Origin of the sequence: Vibrio sp. 10N.247.310.17, assembly GCF_041466605.1 — a bacterium.
Lineage (GTDB): Bacteria > Pseudomonadota > Gammaproteobacteria > Enterobacterales > Vibrionaceae > Vibrio > Vibrio tasmaniensis_A.
This window is the reverse complement of the sequence record NZ_JBFSTC010000028.1, coordinates 42,105-52,883: the sequence shown is the minus strand read 5'-3', so window position 1 is coordinate 52,883 and position 10,779 is coordinate 42,105. Positions and strand designations below refer to the sequence as shown.

Below are 10,779 nucleotides of genomic sequence, written 5' to 3'. Positions count from 1 at the left end.
TGTCGTTTCCGCTCGACTTGCATGTGTTAGGCCTGCCGCCAGCGTTCAATCTGAGCCATGATCAAACTCTTCAATTTAAGATTTTGTGACTCAACGAATACTGACTTCAAAACTAATATTCATTCGAAAATGAACATGTAATTCTAAAGCTATTACCATTCCAACAGAATGATAATGAATTGACTGTGCCGAATAACTACAAGTAGTTAAACGTATTGGTCACTCAGTTCATTGAAATCATTGTGTTACCGAAGTAACTGCCATTCCTAAGAATGACGTATTGATATTCATCAACGAGTGCCCACACAGATTGATAGGTTTAAATTGTTAAAGAGCTTCACTTGTTGAGCGTTCCTTTTAAGTAAGGAGCCTCTCAAAGTGGACGGCCATTCTAGCGAATTAACATTCAGTGTCAAACACTTTTTGAAAATTAATTTTTGTCGCTTTCCGTCTGACTGATTCTTGCTGAAGCCTTGTGGCGCCTGCCGTCTCAGTGGTGTCGCATTATAGGGAACCCTCTCAGCTTAGCAACTACTTTTTCATGAAAAATGAATAAACAAAGCTTAAGTGCTTAATAGTTCACCTAAACGGAAAAAAGAGAGCATTTCTGCTCTCTTTTTGCTCTAAATCTGAAAGAAATCTTAGATAAACGCGTAAGCATCTGCGTACATATGGTCACGCTTTGCTTCTTTATTCTGAGTAAACAAGTCTCTTGCAGCACCTGCCATTTCGAAACGGCCCGCAATGTAGATATCAAAATCAGCTAATGATTCGAAACTTTGCGTGATTGCTTCAAGTACGTTACCCGTTTGACCGTGCCAAACTTCAGGTGCTTCTTCTACTACTGGTACAAAATGCACATTGCTGTGTTTTGCTGCAATGTCGACAAGCTCTTCTTTCGCGTACAGCTGGCACTCATCTTTTGCGCCCCAGTATAGATGAATCTCTTTTTTACTGTTCTGCGCGATGCAGTGATCGAGAATAGAGCGCACGTAGCTGAAGCCAGTACCACCAGCAATTAGTAACAGAGGACGATCGCTTTCTTCTTTAACCCACGCATCACCGTGCGGAGCATCAATAGCTATGTCGCCATCTTCCGCTTGCGCTTTCTTCATTGCCTCAACAACTTCTGAAGCGTAAGCATTGTGCTCAGCTGCACCAATGTGTAACTCAAGCTCGCCTTCATGACGACAAGGGCTGCTTGCAATCGAAAATGGACGCTTGTCTTTTTCACCCATTTCAACCATCAAGTATTGGCCCGCTTTAAAAGCTACCGGTATTTCTGGGTGAAGTAGGATTTGGTAAGTGTTACAAGCCAAAGGCTCGATAGATTTCACTTTACATTTAATAGTCATGTTCTTCCTCTCACTAACCCTTAATCGGCAAAGGTTAGAACTAAATTACTTTCTGCAAATGCTTGGCAAGCAAAAATCCAACCTTGTAACTGCTCTTTCTCTGTGAGCATGGGTTCAAGGTGGTAACTCACTTTGCCTTCTAATTTTTTGCACATACACATAGCGCATGCACCAACTTGGCAGCGGTTTGGAAAATTGATATTGCTGTTGAGCGCAGCATCCAAAACCGTTTGCCCTTTTTCTACGGTAAAACTGATATTTTCTGGGTATAAGATTACTTGGAAGCTCATGAGATTCCTAGTTGTTCCCAAATGCTATCAATCTTTTTAACGACGTCTGGGTTCTTAGTGATTGGAACACCCCACTCACGCAGGCATTCACCTTCAAACTTGTTCGTCGCATCTAGACCCATTTTTGAGTGTCCAGTTTGGTTTTTCAGGAAGAACGTATCTCTTGCCGGATCCATTCTTGTGGTCACCGCCCAGATAATGTCATTCCAGTCACTGACGTTAACGTCACTATCACATACGATGACAAACTTGTTCTCATCAAACTGAGACCAAACCGCTTCAATGATTTTCTTACCGTTACCTGCAGCTTGCTTATCGATAGACACAACGACCATGCACGCATTGTCATTCTGCAAATGAATATCAATAATTTCAGGGAAGGTTTCGGCTAGCTCAGCTAGGCAACCTTCAATATGCTGACTGTCTATAGGTAAAGGTTTAGCATTAGGCGATAGTGCCAGCTCCGCATCCCACTTCTTAGTAATGTCTAAACCCATTTTTGAGCCTAAACCTACCACTGGCGATGCGAAGTCTAGTGAATCGATAGGTGTGTTCTCTATCATCAGGCTATCACGAGACGGATCCATATGTTCACACATAGCAGCGGTCACTTGAGACCAATCACGTGCGTTAACATCCTCATCGCATACCAAAACAAATTTGGTGTACATGAATTGGCGTAGGAAAGACCATACACCCATCATCACTCGCTTAGCGTGACCTGGGTATTGCTTCTTCATGGTCACTACTGCCATTCGGTAAGAACAACCTTCAGGTGGCAAGTAGAAGTCTTCTATCTCTGGGAATTGCTTTTGAAGAATAGGAACAAACACTTCATTTAACGCAACACCTAATACTGCAGGCTCATCAGGTGGACGGCCAGTATAGGTACTGTGATAGATCGGATTCTCGCGCATGGTTACATGAGTAATAGTAAACACATGATGCTTTTCTTTCTCGTTGTAGTAACCAGTATGGTCTCCGTATGGTCCTTCGTCTGCGAACTCATTCGGGTCGATATAACCTTCCATTACGATTTCAGCACTCGCTGGCACTTCTAGGTCGTTACTGATTGATTTAACGACCTCAGTTTTACTGCCACGTAACAAGCCGGCAAACGCGTATTCCGATAAGGTATCTGGAACTGGCGTAACGGCACCAAGAATGGTGGCAGGATCGGCACCAAACGCTACCGATACAGGGAATGGCTTGCCTGGGTTGGTTTCCATCCAATCACGTAGATCAAGCGCTCCACCACGGTGGGCCAACCAACGCATGATGATTTTATTCTTGCCGATCTTCTGTTGACGATAGATACCTAAGTTTTGGCGTTTCTTGTTTGGACCACGAGTAACCGTTAAACCCCACGTTAGCAACGGCGCGACATCGTCCGCCCAACAGCTCATCACCGGAATTTTATCTAGGTCGACGTCATCACCCTGCCATACGATTTGTTGACAGGCCGCCTTACGAAGACGCTTAGCTGGCATATTTAAGACCTGCTTAAACACAGGCAGCTTATCGATAGCGTCTTTAAAGCCTTTTGGTGGCTCGGGTTCTTTTAAGTAAGCAAGCAACTTACCTACTTCGCGTAACTCTTTGACCTCTTGACGCCCCATACCAATGGCTACCCGATCAGGTGTACCGAATAGATTGGTCAAAACAGGCATGTCATAGCCTACGGGATTTTCAAATAAAAGAGCCGGGCCACCAGCACGTAGAGTACGGTCGCTAATCTCGGTCATTTCATAGTCTGGGTCGACAGGGTGAGAAATGCGTTTCAACTGACCAATGCTTTCAAGATGGTCGACAAAATCACGTAAATCTTTAAAACTCATAGGGCTTCTACATGCTGATTATTCTGCGCTCAGTATATCAAAAAGGGTGACGCTGAGATCCCCCTTTTTAGTGTGGTTATTGAGAGGCAAAATCCACTTTACGGTAATGCTTGCTCGATCAAAGAGCTCTTCACCTGAGGGTTATCATTCACAAGATCTTGCAACCAGAGCGTGTGACCTTGTTTGGCTAATTCACGGGCGACTAATGGCGCTTCATCGGCAATCGCCATCCTAGAGACAAGGAACTGCTTCACCTCTTCTGATAGCGGGTTCACCTTGGTAAGCAAAGTAATCGCTTCATCTTTCAAACGAGGATTCTTAGTCGCTGCCATTACCTGTTCCAACGCGAACGTTTGTTTAGTTTTAGCAAGTCGCTCTAACTCTGCTTGGCTATGATAATCGGCCTTCATTCGCCATAGAATCTTATAGACCTCAGGGTCTTCGCTCACTTGCGCTAATCGAACTACCACCTCGGTAGAGGGTAACCAGCTAACAATAGAAGATGCGGTGAGTTGCTTAGTCAGATAGTCAACCGCTTCAGGAGACAAACTGTCTAGCTCTCGAATTAATAGTGCTTCTCGCGTTTGAACTTGATGCTCAGGCCCTGACAACCACTCATTAAGGTTAAGTTCCCGCTTTTCTGCATCCAGTACAAACACCAGTGTCTTCTGGTCTTGGTGCCATTGCTTGATCAGTCGATTAGCAATCGAAGGGTAATTAAAAGCAGGTACCGTAAACTCGTAGCCATCCCCACGCTCTAATACTTGGTAGGTCGGCGTGATAGCGAGTTGCTGTTCTATGAAAATAGACATCTTAGGGGTGAGAACGATCTCTTGCTGTTCGATCTTCTTCAAGAGCCGGTAACGAGCCACCTCTTGCTGGGGAAATGTCAGACGCTCAAGCGAAAAGCGTAGCGAATTGACTTCGTCACGCACGACAAGCTCGAGTAATTCAGCAGTTTTCAGTTTTACTTGATCATTCTCAAGCCAAGACTCTACTGTAAGTGGAGACATCTCGGTGGCATAACTCATACCAACCGGTGAAAGTAACAGTGAAGTAGACAGGAGTAATGATGACAACAGTCCATGTTGCATTTTAACTTCCTCGTAACACTTTTGCCCATTCTGCAAGCTGTCGCTACAAAATGCAAATAAAAAGCGCCACCCGAAGGCAGCGCTTTTTAATAACTATAAGCTAATCAATACTACTGACGACGCATAGCGTCAAAGAACTCATCGTTCGTTTTAGTCATTGCTAGCTTGTCGATAAGGAATTCCATCGCATCGATTTCGCCCATTGGGTGAACAATCTTACGCAGAATCCACATCTTCTGTAGTTCATCGTTCTTGGTAAGAAGCTCTTCACGACGAGTACCAGATCGGTTGAAATCAATCGCTGGGAATACGCGTTTTTCAGCAATCTTACGGTTAAGGTGCAGTTCCATGTTACCTGTACCTTTGAATTCTTCGTAGATAACTTCATCCATCTTAGAACCAGTATCAACCAGTGCTGTTGCGATGATAGTTAAGCTACCTCCTTCTTCTACGTTACGTGCCGCACCGAAGAAACGCTTTGGACGATGTAGAGCATTCGCATCAACACCACCAGTAAGAACTTTACCTGATGAAGGAATCACAGTGTTGTAAGCACGAGCTAGACGAGTAATTGAATCCAGTAGGATAACCACGTCTTTCTTGTGTTCAACAAGACGCTTCGCCTTCTCGATTACCATTTCTGCTACTTGTACGTGGCGAGATGCTGGTTCATCAAACGTCGATGCGATTACTTCGCCTTTAACTAGGCGCTGCATTTCTGTTACTTCTTCTGGGCGCTCATCGATAAGTAGAACCATTAGTTCACACTCAGGATGGTTACGGGCAATGCTTTGAGCAATATTTTGCAGAAGCATTGTCTTACCCGCTTTTGGCGGAGCAACAATCAGACCACGCTGACCTTTGCCGATTGGAGAAGCAAGGTCAAGAATACGAGCTGTGATATCTTCAGTTGCACCATTACCCGCTTCCATCACCATACGTTCGTTGGCGTGAAGAGGAGTAAGGTTTTCGAAAAGAATCTTGTTACGAGCGTTATCTGGTTTATCGTAGTTAACCGTATTTACTTTAAGCAGAGCAAAGTAACGTTCGCCATCTTTAGGTGGACGGATTTTACCGCCAATAGAGTCACCTGTACGAAGGTTAAAACGACGAATCTGGCTCGGTGATACATAAATATCATCAGGACCAGCAAGGTATGAGCTGTCTGCGCTACGTAGGAAGCCAAAACCGTCTTGAAGAATTTCTAGAACACCATCACCAAAGATGTCCTCACCACTTTTTGCGTGTGCTTTAAGGATGGAGAAGATAATGTCTTGTTTTCTTAAGCGAGCTTGATTTTCAAGACCTAGGCTTTCGCTAAGTTTAACAAGTTCAGACACAGGTCTGTTCTTCAGTTCAGTAAGATTCATAGTGGTGGAAGTTTGTTTAGTCAAAATAGGGTCTGTTTTCTTAAGTTAAGAAGGATTTGGTCACAGGCTCGACCAAGAAGAGAATTTGTTCAATTAACGTGCGATAAATTAGCACTAAAACTAAGACTAGTCCATAGCTTAGAAAAAACAAAACCACGCATTTGTTAACTGCGCGGTTTCTTTTCAAAGGCTCACCTAATTAAAGGTTAGCGTCTAGGAACTCTTTAAGTTGAGTTTTAGACAATGCACCAACTTTAGTTGCTGCTACGCCGCCATCTTTGAAAAGAAGCAGCGTTGGAATGCCACGAATACCAAATTTTGGTGGAGTTCCAGCATTTTGGTCGATATTTAATTTACCGATTGTGAGCTGACCTTCGTACTCGTTTGCGATTTCATCAAGAATCGGCGCAATCATTTTACATGGACCACACCATTCTGCCCAAAAATCAACAAGAACAGGGCCTGCAGCGTTGATTACATCGTTATCAAAACCGTCATCAGTTAGCTGCAAAATCTTATCACTCATCTTCCACTCCAATGTATTTTTTAGAACTGGTTGGATGATAACCAGTAAATAGATGCCCTATTGGAATGTATTTACTTTCGTATTGCAAGCTTAAGCTGATATTCTATAGCAATGAAAAAGACGCATATCACAGAGCAAAAGTTCGCCGACTTGGATTTACTTCCGCAAGTCATTGAAGGATTGGAGAAAAAAGGGTTCGACTATTGTACCCCTATCCAAGCCTTGGCGCTCCCGGTACTGCTCACCGGCCAAGACATTGCAGGCCAGGCCCAAACGGGTACTGGTAAAACGCTTGCGTTTCTTACTGCTACTTTTAATCACCTGCTAAAAACACCTGAGCATGAAGGCCGTAAGCCTAACCAGCCACGTGCGATTATTATGGCACCAACGCGTGAACTCGCGATTCAGATCTACAACGATGCTGACTCTCTGGTTGCAAGCACAGGTATCAAGGCAGCATTAGCTTACGGTGGCGAGAGCTACGACAAGCAGCTAGGTAAGATCGAAGAAGGCGCAGATATCTTAATTGGTACGACTGGTCGTATCATCGATTTCTACAAACAAAAGGTATTTAACCTTAACCACATTCAAGCCGTTGTTCTTGACGAAGCTGATCGCATGTTCGATCTTGGTTTCATCAAAGACATCCGCTTCTTGTTCCGTCGTATGCCAGAACCTAAAGATCGCCTGAACATGCTGTTCTCTGCGACACTGTCTTACCGCGTACAAGAACTTGCATTCGAACACATGCACAACCCAGAGCATGTTGTTGTTGAACCTGAACGTAAGACTGGTCACCGTATTCAAGAAGAGCTTTTCTACCCTTCTAACGAACACAAAATGGCTCTTCTACAAACGTTAATCGAAGAAGAGTGGCCAGATCGCGCAATCATCTTCGCTAACACTAAGCACAAATGTGAATCAGTTTGGGGCCACTTGGCTGCCGATGGTCACCGTGTTGGTTTGCTAACGGGTGATGTTCCTCAGAAGAAACGTGAAAAGATTCTTGAGCAATTCACTAAAGGTGATGTTGACCTGCTTGTCGCAACGGATGTTGCAGCACGTGGCCTACACATCCCTCAAGTAACACACGTATTCAATTTTGACCTACCTGACGATTGTGAAGATTACGTTCACCGTATCGGCCGTACAGGTCGTGCAGGTGAAAGCGGTCACTCGATCAGCTTTGCTTGTGAAGATTACGCAATCAACTTGCCACCAATCGAAGAATACATTGAACACGCTATCCCAATGTCTGACTACGATGCTTCTGCACTACTGGAAGATCTGCCAGCACCGATGCGCTTACGTACACGTAACCCGCAACAACGCCGCTCAAACAACAATGGCCCACGCAACGGTAACCGTAAACCAAACCAGAACCGTCGCCCACGCCAACCGCGCCATAACAAGGAAGCTTAGTCGCTTATGAGCCAAACAGTGTCACCACCGCTTTATGCTGCAATCGACCTAGGGTCGAACAGTTTTCATATGCTCGTTGTGCGTCATATCGATGGCAGCGTACAAACCATGGCTAAAATTAAGCGCAAAGTTCGTTTAGCTGCAGGCTTAGATGAAAATAATGCGCTTAGTTCTGAAGCCATGCAGCGCGGTTGGGACTGTTTGAGTCTCTTTGCAGAGCGACTGCAAGATATTCCGAAAGAAAATATCCGCATTGTTGGTACAGCGACACTACGTACCGCTATCAATGTGGATATATTTCTCGAGAAAGCGAACCAGATCCTTGGTTACGACATCAATGTTATCTCTGGTGAAGAAGAAGCTGCGACTATCTATAAAGGCGTAGCACACACTTCTGGTGGCAGCGGCCGCCGACTAGTGGTTGATATTGGTGGTGCAAGTACCGAGATGATCATCGGTGAAGGTTTCTCAGCCAAAGCCTTAACCAGCCTGAAGATGGGTTGTGTTACTTGGCTTGAACGCCACTTTAAAGATCGCCAATTAACCGCAACCAACTTCAACAATGCCATTGAAGCGGCCAAGTCTACGTTGGCTCCTATCCTAGATAGCTACACTGATATCGGGTGGGATGTGTGTGTTGGTGCCAGTGGTACCGTTCAAGCACTGCAAGAAATCATGTTGGCGCAAGGCATGGATGAAGTCATTACTCATGCCAAACTCAAGCGTCTACAGAAACAAGCGATGATTACAGAGCGCTTAGAAGAGCTTGAGATTGAAGGCTTAACCCTTGAGCGCGCACTAGTGTTCCCAAGTGGTCTTTCTATTCTTATCGCGATTTTTGAGCTGCTTGAAATTGATTCAATGACACTCGCTGGCGGCGCACTCCGTGAAGGTCTCGCCTACGAGATGGTTGATGAGTTTCGCCAAGAAGATATTCGCGCTCGTACCATTAAGAGCGTGCAATCACGCTACCAAATGGACGTAAGCTACAGTGAACAAGTTGCTGTAGTCGCACAGACTCTATTAGAGCAAGCGGGCGCCGAAACGTGGGTTTCTGAACCTCAAGCAGGTGTGCTATTACAAACAGCGGCGAAGCTTCATGAGATTGGTTTAACAATCGATTTCAAAAAAGGCGGCGAGCACAGTGCTTACCTACTGCAGAACTTAGACCTACCTGGCTTTACTCGAGCGCAAAAGCACTGCTTGGGTGAGTTAACACGCCGCTACCGCGAACAGTTAACTTCATTGCCAGAGCAACATGCAATCTCAGGCACCAGCAGCAAGCGTATTTTACGAATTCTGCGTTTAGCTATTTTGTTGACTCACCGTCGTAATCCAGCGCTAGAGCCTGAGTTCAAGCTGACGACGGATGACAACAATCTGACTTTAACGCTTTCTAAACAATGGCTGCAAGACAACCCTCTCACAGCCGCAGAGCTAGAAATCGAATCCAATCGACAAACCGATATTGGCTGGCCATTGAATATTGAATGCCTCTGATATTAGTATCTGACGCTAGAAATTAAAAAAGCCCAAGTTAGTCTACTAACTTGGGCTTTTTCTTATCGCTGCATTAATGCTTTGCGTTACAAATCTAAACTTAAGCGTTAACACCTGTCGCTTTAAAGTCAGGGTTCACAGCGGTTAGCTTCTTAACTACGTAATTTAGAAGCACACCGTACATAGGCACGAACAAGCCTAAGCTGATGATAAGTTTGAATCCGTAATCAACCAACGCAATTTCAGTCCAGTGCTCAGCCATGAATGGATCTGGGCTTTGGTAGAAAGCAATCGCAAAGAACGCGATGGTATCAATGGCATTACCGAATAACGTTGAACACGTTGGCGCAATCCACCATTGCTTCATTTGGCGTAAGCGGTTGAACACATGCACATCCAAGATCTGACCAAGCAAATAAGCCATGAAGCTTGCCGCTGCGATGCGTGCAACAAACAAGTTGAACTCGCCTAGTTGGCTAAAGCCTTGGAATGAACCTTCAAAGAACACCACAGACAATAAATAAGAAACGGCCAGCGCTGGTAACATCACTAAGAAAATGATTTTACGAGCAAGCTGCGCGCCAAAAATACGTACGGTCAGGTCTGTCGCTAGAAAGATAAACGGGAAAGTGAAAGCCCCCCAAGTGGTGTGCATACCGAAGACGGTAAAAGGTAGCTGAACCAAATAGTTGCTTGATGCAATAATGATCAAATGGAACAAAACTAATAGTGCTAGGGCTTTGCGCTGTTGCGCAGGGGTAAAGTTACTCATGCTGTACCTTTTTAGTTTGGTTTGGGGGTGAGGGAACCCAAATCGAGTCATTTCTTCGAATAAACTAAGAAAGCTCTTACCAATAATGTGAATTAAAAATGTTTCTATAATTTGCTCTATTGAGCGGCGGGCGATTATACATTAATCAATATTGGCTGCAACGGTGAGAACAAACGCAAACGTTTATCCTCACTTTTATTGATGAATGGCGTTAGAAGCCAAGTTTTAAAAGCCAGGTTAGAAGCTACGTTTCAGAAGCCATGCAAAAAGTTAGAAACCGCGCTTGAAAAGCGTCGCGAGATAATCGAACTCTTCTCGGCTTTCTTCAGCGTTTAACGACTCAAACCAAATTGATTCACTGTAATGCTCAGACTTTAAAAACATTCGACAATCTTCAAAATCAATCAACCAAGAGTGCATATCGGCATCCCATTGCTTTTCAACAACAGAAGCTGACAGTAACGCCACCAGCTTTTCACCTAGCACTTCATAAGAATCAAAATCAAAACTTGGAGACGTAATCAATAAACGCCCTTCCTCAGCCAAATACTCTCTTAAGCCAAATTCTGTTGGTGTTGTCATGTCCCTATCAACCTTATTCTTTTTCTATGA

At 44.5% G+C, this 10,779-nt stretch carries 10 protein-coding genes and 1 rRNA gene; 2 read left to right on the top strand and 9 right to left on the bottom strand.

Annotation, left to right across the window (positions count from 1 at the left end; all coding sequences use genetic code 11):
* The 7 genes from AB6D80_RS10425 to trxA form a co-directional block, all read right to left on the bottom strand.
* A 16S ribosomal RNA gene (locus AB6D80_RS10425) occupies window positions 1-77 on the bottom strand; the annotation flags it as partial.
* Window positions 78-641: 564 nt separating this feature from the next.
* On the bottom strand, window positions 642-1,355 hold the full coding sequence (gene fre, locus AB6D80_RS10420) for an NAD(P)H-flavin reductase (protein ID WP_280613138.1): 714 nt from the start codon (window positions 1,353-1,355) through the stop codon (window positions 642-644).
* Between the two features lie 20 nt (window positions 1,356-1,375).
* Complete coding sequence (locus tag AB6D80_RS10415) at window positions 1,376-1,645, bottom strand: 2Fe-2S iron-sulfur cluster-binding protein (RefSeq protein WP_102249494.1); 270 nt, start codon at window positions 1,643-1,645, stop codon at window positions 1,376-1,378.
* A complete protein-coding gene (ubiD, locus tag AB6D80_RS10410; RefSeq protein ID WP_017103319.1) occupies window positions 1,642-3,483 on the bottom strand; it encodes a 4-hydroxy-3-polyprenylbenzoate decarboxylase in 1,842 nt (613 codons plus the stop codon). Before ubiD ends, AB6D80_RS10415 begins: the two co-directional genes overlap by 4 nt.
* A 98-nt stretch (window positions 3,484-3,581) precedes the next feature.
* Window positions 3,582-4,577 carry a hypothetical protein gene (locus AB6D80_RS10405; protein WP_102249493.1) on the bottom strand — a complete coding sequence of 332 codons (996 nt, stop codon included), beginning with the start codon at window positions 4,575-4,577 and terminating at the stop codon, window positions 3,582-3,584.
* A 110-nt stretch (window positions 4,578-4,687) separates the two neighbouring features.
* On the bottom strand, window positions 4,688-5,947 hold the full coding sequence (gene rho / locus AB6D80_RS10400) for a transcription termination factor Rho (RefSeq protein ID WP_009848197.1): 1,260 nt from the start codon (window positions 5,945-5,947) through the stop codon (window positions 4,688-4,690).
* 199 nt (window positions 5,948-6,146) lie between these two features.
* Window positions 6,147-6,473 (bottom strand): thioredoxin TrxA, encoded by a 327-nt coding sequence (gene trxA, locus AB6D80_RS10395; protein WP_009848196.1) that lies wholly within the window; start codon window positions 6,471-6,473, stop codon window positions 6,147-6,149.
* A gap of 111 nt (window positions 6,474-6,584) precedes the next feature.
* Between trxA and rhlB the strand changes: the two genes are divergently transcribed.
* Together rhlB and gppA are read left to right on the top strand one after the other, a co-directional pair.
* Window positions 6,585-7,895, top strand: coding sequence for an ATP-dependent RNA helicase RhlB (gene rhlB / locus AB6D80_RS10390; RefSeq protein WP_009848195.1), 1,311 nt, complete (start codon window positions 6,585-6,587; stop codon window positions 7,893-7,895).
* 6 nt (window positions 7,896-7,901) lie between these two features.
* On the top strand, window positions 7,902-9,395 hold the full coding sequence (gppA, locus tag AB6D80_RS10385; RefSeq protein ID WP_371708176.1) for a guanosine-5'-triphosphate,3'-diphosphate diphosphatase: 1,494 nt from the start codon (window positions 7,902-7,904) through the stop codon (window positions 9,393-9,395).
* Between the two features lie 100 nt (window positions 9,396-9,495).
* Here gppA and AB6D80_RS10380 read toward each other — a convergent pair whose 3' ends face one another.
* Together AB6D80_RS10380 and AB6D80_RS10375 are read right to left on the bottom strand one after the other, a co-directional pair.
* Window positions 9,496-10,167 carry a 7-cyano-7-deazaguanine/7-aminomethyl-7-deazaguanine transporter gene (locus tag AB6D80_RS10380; protein WP_371708175.1) on the bottom strand — a complete coding sequence of 224 codons (672 nt, stop codon included), beginning with the start codon at window positions 10,165-10,167 and terminating at the stop codon, window positions 9,496-9,498.
* Between the two features lie 270 nt (window positions 10,168-10,437).
* The gene (locus tag AB6D80_RS10375) at window positions 10,438-10,749 is read right to left on the bottom strand and encodes a DUF3630 family protein (RefSeq protein ID WP_009848192.1); all 312 of its coding nucleotides are present in this window, start codon (window positions 10,747-10,749) and stop codon (window positions 10,438-10,440) included.
* Window positions 10,750-10,779 lie beyond the last annotated feature (30 nt).

Coding starts and splice junctions, on each gene's coding strand:
- AB6D80_RS10375 (WP_009848192.1), bottom strand. CDS start 10,749: ATGACAACACCAACAGAATTTGGCTTAAGAGAGTATTTGGCTGAGGAA.
- trxA (WP_009848196.1), bottom strand. CDS start 6,473: ATGAGTGATAAGATTTTGCAGCTAACTGATGACGGTTTTGATAACGAT.
- gppA (WP_371708176.1), top strand. CDS start 7,902: ATGAGCCAAACAGTGTCACCACCGCTTTATGCTGCAATCGACCTAGGG.
- ubiD (WP_017103319.1), bottom strand. CDS start 3,483: ATGAGTTTTAAAGATTTACGTGATTTTGTCGACCATCTTGAAAGCATT.
- fre (WP_280613138.1), bottom strand. CDS start 1,355: ATGACTATTAAATGTAAAGTGAAATCTATCGAGCCTTTGGCTTGTAAC.
- rhlB (WP_009848195.1), top strand. CDS start 6,585: ATGAAAAAGACGCATATCACAGAGCAAAAGTTCGCCGACTTGGATTTA.
- AB6D80_RS10405 (WP_102249493.1), bottom strand. CDS start 4,577: ATGCAACATGGACTGTTGTCATCATTACTCCTGTCTACTTCACTGTTA.
- AB6D80_RS10380 (WP_371708175.1), bottom strand. CDS start 10,167: ATGAGTAACTTTACCCCTGCGCAACAGCGCAAAGCCCTAGCACTATTA.
- rho (WP_009848197.1), bottom strand. CDS start 5,947: ATGAATCTTACTGAACTGAAGAACAGACCTGTGTCTGAACTTGTTAAA.
- AB6D80_RS10415 (WP_102249494.1), bottom strand. CDS start 1,645: ATGAGCTTCCAAGTAATCTTATACCCAGAAAATATCAGTTTTACCGTA.